Source organism: Streptomyces sp. MMG1121 (assembly GCF_001280015.1).
GTDB lineage: Bacteria > Actinomycetota > Actinomycetes > Streptomycetales > Streptomycetaceae > Streptomyces.
The window spans coordinates 270727-289518 of record NZ_LGDV01000085.1 but is presented as its reverse complement, the minus strand read 5'-3'; the positions used below and the strand labels follow the sequence as shown (position 1 = coordinate 289518).

15 protein-coding genes and 1 pseudogene are annotated in these 18792 nt (G+C 73.0%); 4 read left to right on the top strand and 12 right to left on the bottom strand.

Features of this window, described 5'->3' with window-relative positions; all coding sequences use genetic code 11:
* From ADK64_RS45840 to ADK64_RS09775, 9 genes and pseudogenes are all read right to left on the bottom strand, one after another.
* Positions 1–1290: pseudogene (locus tag ADK64_RS45840) on the bottom strand (hypothetical protein); the annotation flags it as partial.
* 4 nt (positions 1291–1294) lie between these two features.
* Positions 1295–1453, bottom strand: a complete 159-nt coding sequence (locus tag ADK64_RS46595; protein ID WP_177235491.1) for a DUF6760 family protein — start codon at positions 1451–1453, stop codon at positions 1295–1297.
* The gene (locus ADK64_RS09805) at positions 1450–1944 is read right to left on the bottom strand and encodes a hypothetical protein (protein WP_053657103.1); all 495 of its coding nucleotides are present in this window, start codon (positions 1942–1944) and stop codon (positions 1450–1452) included. Before ADK64_RS09805 ends, ADK64_RS46595 begins: the two co-directional genes overlap by 4 nt.
* Positions 1941–2384, bottom strand: coding sequence for a phage tail protein (locus ADK64_RS09800; protein ID WP_053657101.1), 444 nt, complete (start codon positions 2382–2384; stop codon positions 1941–1943). The genes ADK64_RS09805 and ADK64_RS09800 overlap by 4 nt, the downstream gene beginning before the upstream one ends.
* 35 nt (positions 2385–2419) lie before the next feature.
* On the bottom strand, positions 2420–3979 hold the full coding sequence (locus ADK64_RS09795) for a phage tail sheath family protein (protein ID WP_053657099.1): 1560 nt from the start codon (positions 3977–3979) through the stop codon (positions 2420–2422).
* 193 nt (positions 3980–4172) lie between these two features.
* The gene (locus ADK64_RS09790) at positions 4173–6254 is read right to left on the bottom strand and encodes an ATP-binding protein (RefSeq protein ID WP_053657097.1); all 2082 of its coding nucleotides are present in this window, start codon (positions 6252–6254) and stop codon (positions 4173–4175) included.
* On the bottom strand, positions 6251–6955 hold the full coding sequence (locus tag ADK64_RS09785; protein ID WP_053657094.1) for a DUF4255 domain-containing protein: 705 nt from the start codon (positions 6953–6955) through the stop codon (positions 6251–6253). Before ADK64_RS09785 ends, ADK64_RS09790 begins: the two co-directional genes overlap by 4 nt.
* Positions 6952–10128: a TolB family protein gene (locus tag ADK64_RS09780; RefSeq protein ID WP_053657093.1), complete on the bottom strand. Its 3177-nt coding sequence runs from the start codon at positions 10126–10128 to the stop codon at positions 6952–6954. The genes ADK64_RS09785 and ADK64_RS09780 overlap by 4 nt, the downstream gene beginning before the upstream one ends.
* Positions 10129–10314: 186 nt before the next feature.
* The gene (locus ADK64_RS09775) at positions 10315–11007 is read right to left on the bottom strand and encodes a helix-turn-helix transcriptional regulator (RefSeq protein WP_078992574.1); all 693 of its coding nucleotides are present in this window, start codon (positions 11005–11007) and stop codon (positions 10315–10317) included.
* Between the two features lie 255 nt (positions 11008–11262).
* Between ADK64_RS09775 and ADK64_RS09770 the strand changes: the two genes are divergently transcribed.
* On the top strand, positions 11263–12582 hold the full coding sequence (locus tag ADK64_RS09770; protein WP_234384516.1) for a hydrolytic protein: 1320 nt from the start codon (positions 11263–11265) through the stop codon (positions 12580–12582).
* Positions 12583–12902: 320 nt separating this feature from the next.
* On the opposite strand, the gene ADK64_RS09765 is transcribed toward ADK64_RS09770, so the two are convergent.
* Positions 12903–13604: a hypothetical protein gene (locus tag ADK64_RS09765; protein ID WP_420712949.1), complete on the bottom strand. Its 702-nt coding sequence runs from the start codon at positions 13602–13604 to the stop codon at positions 12903–12905.
* Between the two features lie 88 nt (positions 13605–13692).
* A complete protein-coding gene (locus tag ADK64_RS09760; RefSeq protein WP_159046208.1) occupies positions 13693–14694 on the bottom strand; it encodes an Lrp/AsnC family transcriptional regulator in 1002 nt (333 codons plus the stop codon).
* 125 nt (positions 14695–14819) lie between these two features.
* Here ADK64_RS09760 and ADK64_RS09755 point away from each other — a divergent pair, with 125 nt between their 5' ends.
* Complete coding sequence (locus ADK64_RS09755) at positions 14820–16232, top strand: MFS transporter (RefSeq protein WP_234384515.1); 1413 nt, start codon at positions 14820–14822, stop codon at positions 16230–16232.
* Positions 16229–17437, top strand: coding sequence for an amidohydrolase (locus tag ADK64_RS09750; protein WP_199829552.1), 1209 nt, complete (start codon positions 16229–16231; stop codon positions 17435–17437). The genes ADK64_RS09755 and ADK64_RS09750 overlap by 4 nt, the downstream gene beginning before the upstream one ends.
* A 142-nt stretch (positions 17438–17579) precedes the next feature.
* Here ADK64_RS09750 and ADK64_RS09745 read toward each other — a convergent pair whose 3' ends face one another.
* Positions 17580–18185: an HD domain-containing protein gene (locus ADK64_RS09745; protein ID WP_053657085.1), complete on the bottom strand. Its 606-nt coding sequence runs from the start codon at positions 18183–18185 to the stop codon at positions 17580–17582.
* 206 nt (positions 18186–18391) lie between these two features.
* Here ADK64_RS09745 and ADK64_RS09740 point away from each other — a divergent pair, with 206 nt between their 5' ends.
* Entirely contained in the window at positions 18392–18754 is a 363-nt protein-coding gene (locus tag ADK64_RS09740; protein ID WP_053657083.1) for a 5-carboxymethyl-2-hydroxymuconate Delta-isomerase, read from the top strand.
* Positions 18755–18792: the final 38 nt, after the last annotated feature.

The following is an 18792-nucleotide window of genomic DNA, read 5'->3' as shown; positions in this document are numbered from 1 at the left end:
CTCGCCGTCAGTGCGGGGGGTGGGTGTCCCGGCGGGCGGCGCCGTGGGCCGTAGCGCGGCTATCCGGCGTACCGGCGCGGCCACCCGGCGGGCGATGGTCAGCGAGGGGCCGAGGGCCTGCGGGTGTACGCGACGGTCCGCCGCTCGCTCCTGCCGTGCGGCGCGTCCGGCCTCCGGCGCCGGGCGGTGGCCGGACGGAGCGGTACGCGGGCCGGCCGGTGTCGTGTGCGCGTCGGCCGGGGCCGTACGCGAGTCGGCCCGTGCCGTCGGCGAGTCGGCCGGTGCCGTACGTCGGCCGGCCGGAGCGGTACGTGGACCAGACGGGGCCGTACGCGGACCAGACGGGGCCGTACGAGCGTCGGCCGAAGTCCTCGGCGGAGCAGCAGGCGAAGGGGACCCGCCCGGGGTGTTCGGCACCACGGCGATGCGACGCACCACCGGAATCTCCGGGGCCGGTGCCACGCGGCCGGCATCGGGCGGACGGACCACATCGGTCGCATCGCCCGCACCGGCTGCCCCGGGCCCGCTCCCGGACCGCTGGACGGGCGTCTCGGGCGTGGCAACCGGCATGAGCGGGTCCGCGGACACGATCCCACGACTGGGCCGCCCGGTCGCGGCCGCGGAGCGCTGGACCGACGGGGTGGAAGCCTTGGGCCCGCCGGGCCGCGACGAGGCATCAGCTGTCCGGGGCCGACCGGAGCGGCGCTCGGAGGACGGCGTCGAAGCCGTCGTACCGTCCGCGTCGTCGTCCTCCTGGCTGCCCGCAGGGGCAGGCGGCGCAGGGGTGTTCGCGGCGGTCGTGCCGCCGGCCCGGGAACGCGTCGTCCTGCGAGATACCTGCGGGACGCGCGGCGCGGTGGGCCGCGCGGCGTCGGCCGTGCTGCCGGACGCGCCGGTCTCCTGCGCCGGCCCGGTCTCCTCGGCGTCCGGGCGCGGTACGCGCAGCAGGAGCGGTCCGCCGCCGGCGTACGTGCCGCCCGGTGCGGCGGGGCGGGTGACGCCGTGGATCAGGCCGACCGGGGCGGAGGGCACCAGTGCGTGGCCGAGGCCGGCGTCGAAGGAGGGGTTCTGCCAGGACGCGAGGCCCGCGCGGAAGCTGAGCCCGTCACTGACGCCGAGCGGGGCGCGGGCGACGGTCAGCGGCGGCGGCGGGGTACGGCGCCAGCCGCCGTCCCAGTCGGCGGGCAGGGACGTGCCCACGGCGCCGGGCACGGCCGTATCGGCCGTGGCCGGGCTTGGTGCGGCAGACCGCGCCGCGGCCCGGCGGCGCAGTCTGTCTCGCCATGCCATGTGCTCAACCACCTTCGTTCACGCGGGTGTTGATACGGGCGATCTCGGTCACCCACTGCCGGCGTTCGGCGTGGGTGAGGTCGAGGATCTCCTCGCGCTGCCAGTGGAAGTGGTAGGCGATGTACGCGATCTCCTCCCGCAGCCGGGGGAGTGCGTACGTCACGATTCCCCCAGGCGCCCACCCGAGAGGTCGACCTCGAAGGAGCCCTCGCAGTGCGGGCAGGTCACCGCCGCGCGCGTGTGCCCCTCGCTGTTGACGCGGCGGTAGAAGTCCTGGAGGAACGCGACGTCGGTGGCGTACATCCGCTCCACGACGCCCGCGTGCACGTCCGTGATGGTGCCGAGCCGGGTGATGACCTGGCTCAGCAGCACCACGCTCAGATACGCCGGGTTCTCCTTGACCCGCAGATCGATCTGGGGTCGCAGTTCGTCCCGGGCGGTGGCCAGGCGCATCGCGCCGTGCCGGTGGAGCGTGCCCGCCTCGTCCACGTAGCCGCGCGGAAGCTCGAACTCGAACTCCGTGCGCAGCCCGTGGTCCTGAGGCGCGGCGGGGCGGGCGGCCGGAGCCTGGGGCTGTTCGCCCGCCTCGGCGGCGGGCGCCGTCAGCTCCAGGATCTCCTCCAGGTTGCCCGCCGTGACTGTACGACGCCTCATTCGACGGAGATCTCCTCGAACACGATCGTGACGGTCTCGGTGGCCGGGGAGGACTCGCCGGCCTTGAGGGAGGGGCCCTCCCACTTGGAGACCCAGCCGTTCGTCAGCTGGATGCGGCGGACCGTCGACCCCTTGGTGTCCATGATCTCGATGGTCAGGTTCTGCCGGGCGGTGTCGATGGCACCGTCGTTGAGGGTCTCCTTGATCCACTTGGTGAACTCGCTGCTCTGGTCGAGTCCCCGGGTGATCGTGATCTCACCGGCCTGCCGGGCGCCGGGCTGCTTGCGGATGATCTGCTTGCCCGTCGAGCTGACCTGCTTGACCTCGACGACCTCCTCCTCGACGGAGAATCCGCTGATCTCCTGGATCGACTCGACCATGTACCCGCCGAGCTGCACGCCGAAGACGTGGGTGGAAAGAGCATCTCCCGGTTGGGGCATGACTGTCTGTCACCTTTCCTTGGCTGACCCGCGGGTCACTCGTCGATGAGGCTGGTGCTGTCGGAGAACTGGGCCAGCCGGAACACCACGAACTCGGCGGGCTTGACCGGGGAGACGCCGATCTCACAGACGACCCGACCCTGGTCGATGGAGGTCTGCGGATTGTTGTCGCGGTCGCACTTGACGTAGAACGCCTCCTCGGCGGTCCGGCCGAAGAGCGCGCCCCGGCGCCATTCCTCGGTGAGGAACGCGGTGACGTTGCGCCGGATGCTCGACCACAGCCGGTCGTCGTTCGGCTCGAAGACCACCCACTGGGTGCCCAGCAGGATGGATTCCTCGAGGTAGTTGAAGAGGCGGCGCACGTTCAGGTAGCGCCAGGCCGGGTCGGAGGACAGGGTACGGGCGCCCCAGATCCGGATGCCGCGGCCGGGGAACGCGCGTACGCAGTTCACGCCGATCGGGTTGAGCAGGTCCTGCTCGCCCTTGCTGAGCCGGATCTCCAGGTCCACCGCGCCGCGGATCACCTCGTTGGCGGGCGCCTTGTGCACGCCGCGCTCGGCGTCGCTGCGCGCCCACACGCCGGCGACGTGACCGCTCGGCGGGACCGTGGTGTTGCGGCCGGCCGCCGGGTCGAAGACCCGCACCCACGGGTAGTAGAGGGTGGCGTACCGGGAGTCGTAGCCCGCCTCCTCGTTGCGCCAGTGGCGCACCTGCTGGGCGTTGAGCCCGGGAGGGGAGTCGAGGATCGCGACCCGGTCGCCCATCTGCTCGCAGTGCGAGATGACCGCGAGCTGGACGGTGCGCACGCCCTCGGCGTCGATGTCGCCACGCTGGTAGGCGCCCATCAGGTCCGGGACCGCGACCATGGTGATCTCGTCGATGGCCTCCAGACCGCCGAACCCGGTGCGGGCGGCGGCGTCACCGACGTATTCGGCCGGGTCGAGCCGGGACGCCGCGCCGGAGCCGGGCACCGCGGGCGAGGCCGGGGCGTCGGGCACGGCCAGCGTCTGGCTCGCCGGGCGGGTCTGGGTGGCGTCGCGCTGCTCGGTGACCTCGATCAGCTTCGAGGCGCGCAGCTGGGTGACCACATAGCCCTTGACGTTCTTGCGGGTGGAGACGTCGTACGTCTCCACGACCTGCTCGCCCTGACGGACCAGCAGTTTGAAGCGGTCCTCGGGCGGGTTCTCGCCCTCCGCGTCGGCGACCTCCACCGACACGCCGGAGGCCCCGGCCTTGGCGGTGATGTGGAATCCGCCGAGCGCGACCGGGGCGGCCGCCCGGATCTCCCGGGCTCCCCGGCCGCCGCCGACCGCGGCGGAGGCGTCGTCACCGGAGCCGCCGATGCGCACCACGTAGGCCGCGCCGCCGCCGTTGGAGAAGTAGCCGTACACGGCGTGCGCGAGGTAGGTGCCCTCGGTGAAGCCGCCGAACAGCTGGGTGTACTGGTCCCAGTTGGTCACCAGGGTCGGTTCGTGGAAAGGCCCTGTCTGGGCGAATCCGACGAACGCGGCGACGGCGGTGCCGACCCCCTCGATCGGGCGGGCACCGGACTGCACCTCCTCCACGTACACGCCCGGGGTGAGGTACGTCGGCATGCTCGCTCCTTCACGTTCATCGGTCACCTGCGTCGATGCCGAGTCTCCGAGGCGGATCAGGCCTGGCGACAGGGGCGTGGGTACCTTGCAGGGGGCAATCGCGCTGCCTTTCCGGACGCCCGCGCGGACCACGGGGGAAGGAACCTCGGCCCGGGTGGGGCGAGTTCCCCGCGCGGCAGGCCGGCAGGGCCGCTCACGCGTCGACGACGTCCGCCAGATACGGCCCGAACTCGCTCTCCAGGACCAGCCGGCCGAGCTTGCGGTACTCCTGTACCACCGCAGCCACCAACTGCCGCATGGCGAGCGGCTCTCCGGACTCCGCCGCGAGGTACGCGGCGGTCACCGCGCAGGCCCGGATCGATCCGCCGGCCAGTTCGAAACGGTCCGCGCAGAAACCGAGGTCGAGATCGGCGGCGCGCGGCAGCAGCTCGCCCAGACAGCGTTCCCACAGGGCAAGACGCTGGGCCGCGTCGGGCACGGGGAACTCCGCGACCACGTCGATCCTGCGGGTGAACGCCTCGTCCAGATTGGCCCGGAGGTTGGTGGTCAGGACGGCGATCCCGTCGAAGGACTCCATGCGCTGGAGCAGATACGCGGACTCGATGTTGGCGTGCCGGTCGTGCGCGTCCTTGACCTCCGCACGCTTGCCGAAGATCGCGTCGGCCTCGTCGAAGAGCAGCACCGCGTTGACGGCGGACGCCTCGGTGAAGATCCGTTCCAGGTTCTTCTCGGTCTCGCCCACGTACTTGTCGACGACCGTGGACAGATCGACCACGTACAGGTCCATGCCGAGGTCGGCTGCGACCACCTCGGCGGACATGGTCTTGCCGGTGCCCGACTCGCCCGCGAACAGCGCGATCACCCCGCGCCCCCGGCCACCGCCCGGCCGCATCCGCCATTGCCCGAGCACCTGCTCGCGATGCCGGGCGCGTACGGCGAGCTCCCGCAGTCTGCGCCGGGTCGGCGGGGGCAGCACCAGATCGTCCCAGCCGACGCCCGGCTCGACCCGCCGGGCCAGCCGGGCCAGTCCCGCGCCGTTCTGGGCCCGTACGGCCGCGCGCAGGTCGTCGGGGGAGACCGGGCGGCCCGCGAGGCCCGCGGTGCGGACGGCGGCGCTCGCGGCGCGGCGCAGCTGTCCGCCGTCGAGGCGGTGCGCGGCGACGGCCTCGGCGAGCGCGTCGGCCTCGCCGCGCGCGGAGCCGTCGGCACCGGCCAGGGCGAGCGCGTGCCGCCAGCGCGCGGCCTGCCGGGCGGGAGAGGGCGGGGCCACCGGCAGGACGGCCGGGGTGTCGGCCGCCCAGGCCGGATCCCAGCCCTCGGTGCCGTGGGTGAACAGGGGGATGCCGCGCAGCGCCGCGCACAACTCGCCCGTGCTGCGGGCCCGTTCGGCGGGGGCGGGGGGCAGTTCCTCCAGCGGGCCGATGATGACGCCCGCCCCGGTGAGCCGGGCCTCCAGCGCCGCGACCCGGGCGAGCGCGGGCAGGTCGGCGGAGCGCCGGGCGAGTGCCGCCGCGTCCAGCACCAGTGTGCCCAGCCCGGCCGTGCGCAGGGCCGCGGCGGCGAGGCCGGGCGCGTCACCGCCCCGGTCCAGCAGATGCACCGGGCCCGGTCCGGACCGGGCCGCGCGGGCCGCCCACCGGACCTCGTCCGCCTCCGCCGTCGGGTCCTGCGCGGCCGTGCCGAGGACTCCGGCGAGCCGGGCGTCGGGTTCGGTGTCGCCCAGCAGGTACCCGGTGACCCGGTCCGGGACCACCAGTACCCGCGACAGCGGCGGACGCTCCGGCTCGGTCACCTCCAGCAGCCCGCCCGCGACCAGGGGCGCTCCCGGCGAGAGCCGGAACCGGACGGGGGACGCCGACGCGAGAGCGCACAGCTCCAGCGCCAGTCCGACCGTGGGCCGACGGCGGGTCAGGTCGTCGTTGAGATAGCCGTAGAGGCGCTCGAAGCGGGCGTCCAGGTCGGGGGCGAGCGCGATCAGCAGCAGATCGATGTCGAGCGGCGACAGGCCGAACCGCGCGGCGAGCGTGCCGAGCACGGAGTCGGGCGGCAGGGGGTCCGGGTCGTGTCCCGGCACCTGGAGGCCACCCGGCTCGTCCAGGATCCGCTGCGCCGCCTCCGGGCTGAGGTACTGCCCCCGGTACGGGTCGTCGGGGTCGGGATCGACGGAGCGCCGGGCCGCCACCGCGAACCGGACCCGCTCCTCGACCAGGCGCAGCCGCCCCCACAGGGATTCCGCGCCGGCGTCCGTGACCGTCGGCTCCTCCAGGTACGTCACGGCTGGCGGTCTCCCCGGCGGCGGCGCGCGGGGGCCGGACGCCGCTCGCGCGGACCGGCGAACCCGTCCGGCCCGGGGTCGCTCACCCCCTCGTACCGCAGCCGGCGTCCGGGCACCGGATCTTCGTCCTGCTGCCCCTGCGCCGACCGCACCACGAGGCCTTCGGTGACCGGCGGCGCGGCGGCCCGGTTCGTCCCGGCAAGGGGCGCACGCACCCGTACGCCGAGGGACGCCTTCAGTTCGCCGCCGAGCGCCGACCACACATCGGAGGCGGCGGGCGCGTCGAGCGTGGTTCCGGAGGTGTCCAGGGAGACGGACAGGCCCAGTTCGGCGAGCGAGCCCGTGAGCAGCCGCTCGGGCAGCGCGTCGGCGGCCACCAGGGTGGCCAGCACCTGCGACAGCAGCCGGTGCTCGTCCTGCGGTCGGCTCGCCCACGCCGTGACCAGGTACGTCAGCTCGAACCAGCGCGGCGGGGTGCGCCGCGCCACCACGTACCCGTCCGCGTCGTACACCTCCCCGGCACCGCTGCCGCGCCGGGTCGCGTCCTCCCGGATGTCGTACAGGAACACGCAGACGGTGGGCGCGGTGCGGCGGGCCGCCCAGTCGCGGGTCGGCGCGTCGAAGACGACCTCGACCCCGGACGCCTCCAGCCCGGACTCGCCGAGCAGGCCGCGCAGCGCCTCGTCGACCTCGTGGATCATCGCCGGGTCACCTCGTCGGGCGGCTGCACACTGCCGTTGACCACCAGGAAGTCGGTCTTCACCGGAGAGAATCCGGGGCCGCTCGCGGTGATGGTTCGCGGGCCCGTCTGGTCCTTGGCGAGGATCAGCAGCTGGCCGATGAAGGTGCCGTCGGGCTGCGGCACGGTCGGTGCCGCGGCCGCCGTGATCCCGGGCTTCCAGGTGAACCGCACCGGCACGCCCGGCGGGAAGTCCTTGCCGCGCACCGAGGTGACGAAGCCGGGCTTGCCGATCGGCGGCACGGCGACGATCCGGGGCTGGAGGATCCGCAGCGTGGTACGCGTCCTGTTGTCCTTGGGGTTGGCGTCCGTACCGGTGGTGGTCAGGACACCGGTGGCCCGGCCGGTCAGCGCGTGGTCCGGGGAGAGGACCACCCGTACGACCGTGCTCTCGCCCGGTGACAGGTCCGGCAGGGCGCACACCCAGCCGCTGTCGCAGCCCGCCGGCGGTCCACCGTTGGGAATCCCGGCGGGCAGCCCGATCCGCAGCCGCAGCCCGGTGGCCAGCGCGTTACGTCCGTTGCGCACGGTGTACGTCACCACGACCCGGCCGCCGACATAGCCCGGGTTGGGCTGGGCGGTGACCCGGACCCCGGGGCCCGCCTTCGGCGCGGGCGGCGTCGGGGGCGGCGGTGTGGGAGTCGGCGGGGTCGGTGTCGGGGTGGGGGTCGGCGGGGTGACCTGGTGCACCGGGACCACGGTCCGGGCGGTGTTGTCGCCGGGCTCCGGGTCGATGACGCTGCCGGTGACCGACCAGTCGATGGGCTGGTCGCCGATGGCGCGCCCGGTCACCGTCACGGTCACCGGCACGGTCGTGCCGGGCGGTACCACCCCGATGTCGCACTGGAGGGTCACGGCGTCGCAGGTGCCGCCCGGGTAGCTGATCCGGGTGACGGAGACACCGACCGGCGGCGCGATGGTCAGCCGGGTGCCGGGGGAGGCGGCCGGGCCGTTGTCGATGACGTCGACGCGGATGTCCGTGGAGTGGCCGATGGTGACCGCGGGCACGGTGTTCGGCGCGTGCACGGCCAGGTTCACCGACTGCTGGACGCTGGGCTCCTTCTGACGCCCCGGCAGTTCCAGGGTGAGCGGCGTCTCCTGGCCGGTCGCGACGTTCAACAGGTGCAGCTTTTCGGGGCAGTTGACCGGTGCGTCGGTGCGGGAGCTGTAGACGATCCCGTTGCCGTCCGCCGTCCAGGCCGCGTCGCGCGGCTGGTGCGGGCCGGTGACCGTGGTGTCGGGCAGCTCCTGGTGGCAGCCGTCCGCGGCGTCCCGCGCCGACTCGGGCAGCAGCACCCGGCAGCTGTCGCCGGACACGGAGGTGACCAGAAGGCCGTTGTTCTCGTTGACCCGGCCGCCGCCGTCCTTGCGGTTGAAGGCGATCTGACGTCCGTCCGGGGAGAACGCGGGGCTGTCGTCGATGACCGAGCAGTTGCCGGGGCAGATCGAAGCGCTCAGGTCGTGCTGCTGGTCGAGGTGGTCGATCGGCACGGTCCAGATGTGCTTGTTGCCGCCGCCCCCGTCGATGGTCATGTTGCGGGTGAACGCGAGCGTGGTGCCGTCGGAGGACCAGGTGGGCTGTGCGTCGCCGCCGGTCTGCTGTCCGGCCGGCGGGACGATCTCGTGCACGATCGCACCGGTCGTCGCGTCGGCGATGAGGATGCGGCCCGGACCCGAGGCGGAGCCGACACCGCCGGGCGAAGTCCGGGTGAAGGCGATGTACTTGCCGTCGGGCGAGAACGTGGGGTCGGTGTCCCAGTCCTTCGGTCCGCGCCCGGCGAGCGGCATCGCCGTCGGGTTGGTGCCGTCGGCGTCCACCGTCCAGATCCGCTCGATCCGGTTGTCGGCGTCCCCTTCGAACCGGGTCACGACGATGCGTCGGCCGTCCGGTGTGTAGTTCTGCCGCTCGGTCCACGGGTCGTACCCGGCCGCGGGGTTGAACAGCGGATCCTTCGTCGGATCGGTGTTGGTGTCGGCCGCCGGGTCCTCGTTCGAGATGGTCACCCCGAGGTCGCGCGGGTCGGCGCCGTCCATCCGGACGTCCTGGAGGCTCACCACGTGCTCGCCGTGCCACCCGGCGGGCTTGCCGCTGCCCTTCTGCGTGGTGCGGTCCACCACGACGTAGCCGCCGTCGCGCGGACCGACCCAGGTCGCCGTACCGACCTCGCGGTCCTCGCTGAGCACCAGTCGGGGGGCGTCCGTGGTCTTGTCCACCTGGTACACGTGGTCCCAGTCGCCCTCGCAGCCACAGCTGCGGTCCGGGCTGAGGAACAGCACCCCGGCCCCATCGGGCAACCAGGATGCCCCGTGGGTCCGCCAGTCGGTCGACGTGCCCGTGAGCAACGGCTGGTCCCCGGCCGCACCGCCGGTCACCCGCAGCCGCGGGCCCGTCGAGGAGTCGGCGGTGTAGGTGTACGCGATGAGATCGCGGTGCGCCTCGTCGTTGACCGGGTTCCACACGGGCTCGGTCGCCGTGCCGCCGCCGAGTGTGCCGGTCACCCGGGTCGCGGTGCCCCCGGCCAGCGGCTGTACGTAGATCTGGTCCTTGAGCACCGTGTCGCTGTCGGAGGAGTACGCCAGCCGCTGCCCGTCCGGGGACACCGTCGGGCTCTCCTCGTTCGACGCAGTGTTGGTCAGCCGGGTCAGACCGGTGCCGTCGGTGTGCACCAGCCACAGATCGCGCTGCTTCTTGCCGTCCGGTCCGCCGGGCTCCGCCGAGTCGAACACCACCGACTTGCCGTCCGGGGTCAGCCGCGGATGCGCCGCGTCCCGGCCACTGGTCAGCTTGGTCACGGAGCCGTCGGGGGCGCGCAGGTAGATCTGCGGGTTCTTCTCGTCGCGGCGGCTCGCGAACACCATCGTGTCGCCGAGTGCCGACGGCTGGACGTCGAAGTGCGCCGGACCCGTACCGAACAGCGGCTCGCTGTCGGTTTGGCCGGCCACCCTGCCGAGACTGCGGTGCCCGGTGCCCGCGAAGGCGATCCGGGTGGCGGAGTCGGCGGCTGTCTGCGGCCGGGCCTCGGCGGTACCCGGGCCCGAGGCCGCCGTCAGCGCGAGCAGCGGGACCAGCAGGAGCAACGACGCGCCGAATCTCCCCAGCCGGCGCTGCCCGCCGGGGCCAGCGGTGCCGTTCAAGGTTCCACCTCGCAGTCTTGGAACACCAGGGTGTGCCCCGTCACTCTGCACCCGCGCGCGTGGCGCGCGGCAGGGCGGCGGGGCCGTGCCCGGGGGAAGTACGGGTTGCGCTTTCGGGCAGTTGCCGGTGCCGGGCGCGCTGCGGGAGGGGGGATGCCCGCAGCGCGCCCGGATCGGGCATCGGCGTCAGATCAGCCCGTTGCGCAGCGCGTAGCCCACCGCGTGCGCCCGGTTGCGCAGTTGCAGCCGGGTGGTTATCTCGTGCAGCACGTTCTTGACGGTCCGTTCGGAGTAGGCGGTCTTCTGCGCTATCTCCGTGGTGTCGAACCCCTCCGCCACCAGGCGCAGCATGTCCGCCTCGCGCGCGGTGAGCGTGGACAGGGCCAGGCCGCGCGGATCGAGCGCGGAACGCTGCAGACCTCCGACGTGATGCAGGAGTTTGCCGAGCAGGTCGCCCGGGAGCACTCCCTCACCGTTGGCCATCGCGAGGACCAGGTGGAGCAGCCGGTCCTGGTCCGCCTCGGTGCGCCGCAGCACCGCCGCGACACCGCATTCGATGACCCGCTGCAGCGCGGCGGACTCGAACGTGCCGACCACCAGCCCGGTGCGGGTGCCCGTGTTGCGCTGCAATCGTTGCAGCAGGGCTATGACGTCGTCGTCCACGGCGTCGACGACCACGAGGGACGTGTGCGCCCGGTCCGCCTCGGCGTCGTCGACCAGCTCCACCTCAGGGCGTTGGCGCAACTGGTGGACGACACCTATGCGCAGCACCAGGTCCTGGGCGTAGACCGCGACGGACACCCGGTGCGGCCGGCCCTCGTGGACGGCTCGACGGGTGGTCACAGCGGCGTTGGTCGCGCGTGGCGTTGGCGCGGTCATGGGCGGTTCTCCTTCACGGAGCCGGACATACTGAGTTACCTGTTTCATGACGAGAAGAGCGGAAAGAGATGCAGGCGGCCAAGGCGGCGCGCGGAACGGGTGCTACCGCGGCCGGTGGGGCACGTGCCGCGCGTGCCGGTCTCAACAGGCGTGCCGATCGGTGGAGTTGACCTTGACCGCTGGGGGCACATCGACTGCCCGGGTGTTGCCCTCGCACCTCTCGTGACACCCCGGATCCGGTTCTACGGTCGTGGCGTGACGCCATCTGCAGCCTCTTCCGGACCTGGGGCGCCAGGCCTCGACATCCCCGCCGTTACGGTGACGCCGGGCGGTAACGCCTCCACCAGCCTGACCGTCCGCAACGACAGCGACATCGTCGAGGCGTACACCCTGGAGGTCGTGGGCGACTGTGCGGCCTGGGCCACCGTCGAACCCGCGCGGGTCTCGCTCTACCCCGGCACCTCCGAGACGGTGACCATCCGGCTCGCCCCGCCGCGCTCGCCGGACGTGCGGGCGGGCGATGTGCCGCTGGCCGTAAGGGTGTTGCCGGCCGAGCACCCCGACTCGGTGACGGTCCCCGAGACCACCGTGCACATCGAGGCGTTCCACGAGCTGCGCACCGAGATGCAGCCGCACCGCCGGCGCGGTTGGCTGCGCGGCCGTTACCGGCTGGCGGTGCGCAACGAGGGCAACACCCCGGCCCAGGTGGCCTTCACCCCGGAACAGCGCGGCGAGGAGCTGCGGTTCGGATTCACACCCGCGGAACTGGCCCTGGAGCCCGGCGAGTCGGCGGAGACCCGGCTGCGGGTGCGCATCGGCAAGCCCGTCTGGTTCGGCAAGCCCGTGGTGTGGCCGTTCACCGTGCGCGCCACGGACACCGCGGCGGCGGAGGAGGCCGAGCGCCCCGGGGCCCTCGTACGGCCGCCGCTGGAGGCGGAGTTCGTCCAGATCCCGATCTTCCCGAAGTGGCTGCTGGCGGTGCTCGCGGCGCTCATCGCGCTGATCGTGGCCTGGTTCGCGCTGGTCCGCCCGGCGGTGCGCAGCGCCGCCAAGCAGGCCGCCGACGAGGTGGTCCAGCCCCGTCCCACGCCCGGGGGAGGTCAGAACGGGCAGTCGCCGGACGCCGGTACCGGCAAGAGCAACGGGTCCCAGCCCGGCGGTGGTTCGACCACGTCGCCGGGTGGCGGAGGTCCTGACGGAACGTCGGGCGGGGCCGGGCAGCAGAGCTCGACGACGATCGACGTACAGACGTCGGGCGGGGCGACCAAGACGGGTACCTATGTCGTCCCCAAGGGCAAGATCTTCGGCATCACGGATATCGTTGTCGCCAACTTCCAGGGCGACGAAGGGGTCCTGACCATCAACTTCGGGGACCGGAAGATCACCACGATCGCGCTGGAGACCTTCCGCAACCAGGACTACCACTGGGTCACTCCCATCAAAATCCCCGAGGACGCCACCGTCACCATGAACGTGAACTGTGCGAAGCCGGGCACTCCGGCCACCGGGCAGCAGGCGACGCAGTGTCATGAGGTCCTGAACGTGAGTGGTGTGCTCAGCGACGTCGCACGGTGAAGTGGTTCCACCGGACATCGTTCGCCTTGTGTGGCGACAGGGGAAGAGGGGACTGTCAGTCCGGCCGAAAAACGATACGAGTGCGCAGGTGAAGGGCATGTTACAGGTCCCACCACGCGCCCCCGAAACACAAGCCTCCCTGCATACACGGCAGATGACATGAAGTGAGCCGTCGCGGAAGCGGAATTGGCTGGTTTACGTCTCGCCGTCCTGCGTGCGCAGGACGGCGAACGCCTTTTCCAGCACCCACCGGGACACGCTGACCACGGGACGTCGGCCGGGGTCTCGCCACATCGAGCAGAGACCCCGGCCGAGGCGGGTCAGTGCCCCGTGGCGTCCGCGGTCCGGCCGGCCGTCGGCGTCGTCCCCGGGAGGATCCGGAGCGGCAACCGGCGGGCGATCAGCAGTACGGCCGCGCCGAGGACGAACCCGTAACAGGACACCAGACCGTGCCCGTTCTCCTGGGCCAGCCACATGGCGAGCCCGGCCGCGGGCACACACACCGCCAGCAGCCGCTCCCTGGCGGCCGAGGAGGACAGCACGAGAGCCGCCGCGAGCGTCGCGGCGAGGAAGTACGTCGCGCCCGAACTGCCCGCGAAATTACGGGGATCGGTGCTGCGGGAGGTCTCGCCGAACAGCGCGTCGATGTGCTCGGGGAGCAGGATGCCGGCGGCGAACAGCGCCAGTGTCAGCGGGCCGCCCCAGAACCACTGCGCCAGCGCGGCGATCACCGCGAGGGTGACGATGTTCCAGGCGTCCCCGAACACCCCGCCGTTCTGCATGAACACCGAGGTCACCACACGCCACCAGCCGGACCTGCGCGGGTCGCTGTCCAGCGCGTCCATCGCGCCCGACCAGCACAGCTGGAGCACCACCGCGCCGACGGCCACGGCGGTGATCGCGACGGCCGTGTACGGCACCGGTCTCCGGCGGACCGTGTCCTCCCCGATCAGAAACACCCCGGCCTTGAACATCAGCACCATCAGGGCAGCCGTCGTCACATTGAACAGAATCGCGCTCACGCAGATCATCCCCCGTTGAACGACCCGGGTCATGGGTCGGCGATCACCATAGCCGAGCGAACCAACGCACTCCGCACCCGTCGGGCGGCTACCAGGGGCGGATCGGGCAGGTTCCCGTACGGCGGCCGTCCGCGTCGAGCAGGTGCCCCATCCGTTTGACGGTGCGTTCGCCCAGCACGCGGTCGGTGATCTCCAGCGAGGGCAGCCGCGCGCACATCGTGGTCTCGCGGTGCTGGACGGCTCCGATGTCGCGCAGCCAGTAGGTGGCGAGGATGTTGGCGGAGCCGGTGACGGCGGCGACCAGCCGGCACTCGGGCAGCGTGCCCAGGGTGCGGTGCAGGGCGTTCACGTCCCGCACCGGCGCCCGGCCCCGGAACGTCACCGCCACCGGCAGACCGGTCAGGGCGGGCGCCACGTCGCAGCGGAACGCGACCACGTCGGCGCCGGTGAGACGGTGCAGTCGCCGCCGGACCGTGGCGGCGCTGGTGCCGGTGCGCTGGGCCAGCTCCGCGAGGCCGAGCCGGCCGTCCTCGGCGAGCGCCCCGAGCAGTTCGCGGTCGAGCGCGTCCACTGCCGGGGCCCCGCCGGCGTCACGGTCCCCGTTCCCGGCCGGATCCAGGGCCATGAGCTGGGAGGCGTCGAGCGAGCCCAGCCGCCAGCGGGTGCCGTCGGCGTAGAGCGAGGTGGCGAACAGGCACTCCACGCCGGTCACTTCGGGCAGCCGGGCCAGCCGCCCGGTGACGAACTCGTGCAGCGCGGCGGGCGTCGGGGCCAGCACGTCGAGCAACAGGTCCGCACCACCGGGCGCGGTGAGTTCGACGGTCACCGCCTCCGTCAGCTGCGCCACGCGGGCCGCGAGCCGCTCCCGGTCCACCGGCGCACAGCTGAGCAGCACGAACGCCGTGCACCGGGTCCGGCTGAAGGTCCGTCCGGGTACCGCCGCCAGCCAGGCCAGCCCCTCCCGGGTCAGCCGCTCCCAGCGTCGGGCCAGCGTCACCGCCGTCACACCCAGCAAGGGTGCGAGATCGGACCAGGCCGCACGCGGGCGGATCTGGAGCGCGTGCACGAGGGCGAGATCCAGCTCGCTCACGATGTCCGAATCCATCACCCGACCCGCCCTCCGCGCATGATTTCGATGAAGTTCTCCACCGGTTCGTCCCGCGGCCGCACTGTATCCACCACCTCGGATTCCAGCCAAGGGAAGAGGGTGTGACAGTGACCGGAGCAACCAGCCGTGGCCACGGACTGCTGGCGACCATGACCGTGGTCGTGGTGTGCAGCGGGGTCGTCCAGGGCTATCTGACGCCACTGCTGCCCGTGATCGGGCGCGAGGTCGGCATCTCGGGCGTCGGCCAGAACAACCTGTATCTGCTGTCCCAGCTCGCGTTCGCCGCGCTGACCCCGCTGCTGGCGCGCTGGGGCGACATCCACGGCCACCGCAGGCTGCTGCGGATCTCCGTCGCCATGGTCGCGGCCGGCTCGCTGATCGTCGCCGTACGGCCGACGACCGCGACACTCGCCGTGGGCATGGTGCTCCAGGGCGCCGTCGTGGGCTTCTTCCCGCTGCTGGCTGGCATCCTGCGCTCCCGCGCACCGGAGCGCGGCCGCGTCGGGATGTCGGTGCTCGTGGGCGCGCTGCTGCTGTCCATCGGCGTCGGCGGCCTGGTCGCGGGTTCGCTCAGCGAGCGGCACGCCTCGGCCGGGCTGTGGACCGCGGTGCCGTTCGCCCTCCTCGCGCTGGCCGCCGCGCTGGCGCTGCCCGACAGTACGACACCGCGCGCGGGCCGGTTCAACGCCCTGGCGGCGACGCTGCTGACCACCGGGCTGGGCGCGCTGGTGCTGGTCCTCGCGCAGGGCGGCACCTGGGGGTGGGGCTCGCTGCCGTCGGCGGGGACCGCGGCGACCGCGGTGGTCTGCCTCGCGGCGTGGGTGCGTGTCGAGCGGCGCTCGGCCCATCCGCTGGTCGACGTCGGGCTGCTGCGCAACCCCCGGCTCGCCGTCGTCAGCGCGCACACGTTCTGCGCCGCGTTCGGCACCATCGGTTTCCTCGGCGCGAACGCCGTGTTCCTGGGAGCGCGGCCGGACGGCGACGGCTACGGCATGGGGCTGGGGTCCCAGGCGATCGCCCTGGTCTCGCTCGCGATGGTCGTCGTCGGCTGCGCGGGATCCACCGCCACACCCCGGCTGGCCAGGCTGGCCGGCGACCGTACGACGCTCGCGCTGGGCGGGACCGTCGGGGCGGCGGGCTTCCTGTCCCTGGCGCTCTTCCACCGCTCCCTGCCGCAGTACCTCGCCGGCGTCCTCGTGGTCGGGCTGGCGACCGGCATGTTCGAGGCCGTCACCCGCACGCTGTCGGCGGAGGTCGTCCAGTACTCGGAGACCGCGCTGTCGGTCGGTATCAACGAACTGGCCCTCTCCCTGGGCGCGGCGATCGGCGCGGCCGTGATCGGCGCGCTGTTCGCCGCGCACACCGTGCACGGTGCGGGGGTCGCCCCGGCGGGCTATCTGTGGGCGTGGTCCGTGTGCGCGGCCGTCGCCCTGGCCGGTGCGGCCCTGGGGCTGTTGTTCCGCGGCACCCGCGCACCGGCCCGTTCCCCCCTTCTCGCGCCGAGCGGAGAGACCGCATGACACACGAGCACACCGCTCCCACGCGCACGCCGGCCATGACCACGGCCGCGCACACCGTCCGCTCCGCGCGCCGGGTGCTCGTCGGACTCAGTCACAGCCTGCACGCGGAACCCGAGATCGCGATGCGGGAGCACAAGTCGGCCGCCAAGATCGCGGCGGTCCTCGACGACGCCGGATTCTCGGTGACCCGCGAGGCCGGGGGCCTGCCGACCGCCCTGGTCGGCACGTACGGGACGGGCGACCTGGTGGTGGCCCTGTGCGCCGAGTACGACGCGCTGCCCGGCATCGGCCACGCCTGCGGGCACAACGTCAACGGCGCGGCCGTGGTCGGCGCCGCTCTGGGCCTCGCGGCCGTGGCGGACGCCGTCGGCATCACCGTCAAGCTCGTGGGCACGCCGGCCGAGGAGGACATCGGCGGGAAGGTGCTGCTGCTGGACGCGGGTGTCTTCGACGACGCGGCGGCCGCCCTCATGGTCCACGCCGCGCCCGAGGACTCGGTGGGCGCCTCCTCGCTCGCCGTCGGCGCCTGGGACGTGACCTACCGGGGCCGGCCGGCCCATGCCGCGCTCGCCCCCTGGGAGGGCGTCAACGCACTCGACGCGATGACCCTGGCGCACACCGCGGTCGGACTGCTGCGCCAGCAACTGCGGCCCGGCACCCTGGTCCACGACATCGTCCTGGAGGCGGGGCGCGCGGTGAACGTCATCCCCGAACTGGCCCGCGCCCGCTACGAGCTGCGCGCCCGCACCGCCGAGGACCTCGCCCACGCCCGGCGCCGCGTCCGGGCCTGCCTGGAGGCGGGTGCCCTCGCCACCGGCGCCGAACTCGACATCGCCGCACGCGGCCTGGACTTCGCCGACCTGCGCCAGGATCCGTTCCTGACCGCCGCCTACGTGCGTGCCGCCCGCGCGCTGGGCCGGGAGCCGGTGCCGCGCCAGGGCGAGGTCATGGCCTCCACCGACATGGGCAACGTCTCGCACCTCGTACCGGCACTCCATCCGACCATCGGCTACGACACCCAGGGCGCCCTGCACCACACGGAGCCGTTCGCCCGCCACGGCATCAGCCCCGGCGCCGACCGGGCCGTCCTGGACGGCGCGATCGCCCTGGCCCACACGGCCGTGGAACTGGCCACGGATCCCGTCGAACGCCACAGCTTCCTGGCCCGGGTGGCCGAACGGCAGGCGCAGGCCGACCCGGTGTGAGGCGAGGGCACGGGCAACGGCCTCGGGGGAGGGAGTCCTGCGGGCCCGGAGACGTTGCCTCCCCCTCGACGCTACGGCCTGAAGTCGGCGCTGTCACAGGGGAGTTGGAGCCCCCGTGTGCCGCCGCGGTCGTACCGCTTGCTCAGAAGCGTTCGAGCGGGTTGGCCAAGGCGCGGCGCGGCCAGTCCCCGGCGACCAGTCGGGCCGCCGCGCAGTCCGGCTTGCGCTTCGCCTGGTCACGGAAGCGGTGGACGAAGTCGGCGGCGAAGCCCAGGCGCGGGTAGGCGGTGACCAGGGCTCCGGTGAAGGCCGGGTCGAACGCGTCCAGTCCCGCTCCGGAGACATCGGCACTGGTGCCCACCTGAAGCAGCCGGCTCTCCGGATCCCGTGCGGGATCCACGTCGTCCCGCATGTGCAGCACGATGAGTTCCGCGGCCCGGTCGCGCCGCTCGGCCGGCCAGCCGAGTCCCGCCGTGAAGACCCGGGCCAGCTGACCACCGGCCTCCTCGAAGGGGAGCGTGTGGCTGTCGAAGGCCGGGGTGAGCGCCAGGTCGTGCAGCGCCGCGGAGACGAAGAGCAGTTCCGCGTCGAACTCCAGCCCGCGGGTCCGTGCCCAGGCCGCGCCGAAGAAGTACGAGCGCAGCGAGTGGTGGTACAGCGCCTGGTCCGCGTATTCCCGGCACACCGAGAGCGCCGACTCGGCGGCTCGCCCGTAGGGGGCTCGTACGCCCGCGACCTCGATCACCATCACCCGCTCCTCACCACGCAGGACCATCGACCTGGCCGCCTCAGCCTACGGGCACACGCGGGCGTTGCCGGTCCGGCCCCGGCCCGTCCCGACCGTCGTGCCCGCGCCGTCGTCCGCCGCTATCGGGGGGTGCGGTGCGAAGCGTGGACGGCATCAGGGAAAATAGTTGCCTAGTGAAACCAGCGGGGTCATGTGAAAGGTCCTCCATGCCACACCTCACCATCGACTACTCCGCCCACCTGGTCGGCTCCTTCGACCCGGCGGCCCTGGTGGAGGAGCTGCACCCGCTCGTGGTCGAGGAGTCCGGCACGAGGGGGGTGTGCAAGACGCTGCTCCGCCCGGCGGAGACGTATGTCGGGGACCGGCCGAGCCGGGAGGCGGCCTTCGTGCACGTGGAGGTGGGGCTCATGCCCGGCCGTCCCGAGGTGCTGAAGGCGCGCCTGGCCGAGGGCGTGCTGGCGCTGCTGGACAAGCACCTGCGGGTCGAGGGTGTGCCACCGGACGCGGTCCTGTCGGCGGAGGTACGGGACCTCGCCGGCTCCTACCGCCTGTCGCCGTCCGCGCGCTGACAGCCCGGGGTCCGTACCGGTGCCCCCCGTCCTCGCCC

What these genes read in the sequence shown, in the direction of transcription:
- ADK64_RS09805 (WP_053657103.1), bottom strand. Translation starts at nt 1,944, where the DNA reads ATGAGGCGTCGTACAGTCACGGCGGGCAACCTGGAGGAGATCCTGGAG.
- ADK64_RS09800 (WP_053657101.1), bottom strand. Translation starts at nt 2,384, where the DNA reads ATGCCCCAACCGGGAGATGCTCTTTCCACCCACGTCTTCGGCGTGCAG.
- ADK64_RS09795 (WP_053657099.1), bottom strand. Translation starts at nt 3,979, where the DNA reads ATGCCGACGTACCTCACCCCGGGCGTGTACGTGGAGGAGGTGCAGTCC.
- ADK64_RS09785 (WP_053657094.1), bottom strand. Translation starts at nt 6,955, where the DNA reads ATGATCCACGAGGTCGACGAGGCGCTGCGCGGCCTGCTCGGCGAGTCC.
- ADK64_RS09775 (WP_078992574.1), bottom strand. Translation starts at nt 11,007, where the DNA reads ATGACCGCGCCAACGCCACGCGCGACCAACGCCGCTGTGACCACCCGT.
- ADK64_RS09750 (WP_199829552.1), top strand. Translation starts at nt 16,229, where the DNA reads ATGACACACGAGCACACCGCTCCCACGCGCACGCCGGCCATGACCACG.
- ADK64_RS09745 (WP_053657085.1), bottom strand. Translation starts at nt 18,185, where the DNA reads ATGGTGATCGAGGTCGCGGGCGTACGAGCCCCCTACGGGCGAGCCGCC.
- ADK64_RS09740 (WP_053657083.1), top strand. Translation starts at nt 18,392, where the DNA reads ATGCCACACCTCACCATCGACTACTCCGCCCACCTGGTCGGCTCCTTC.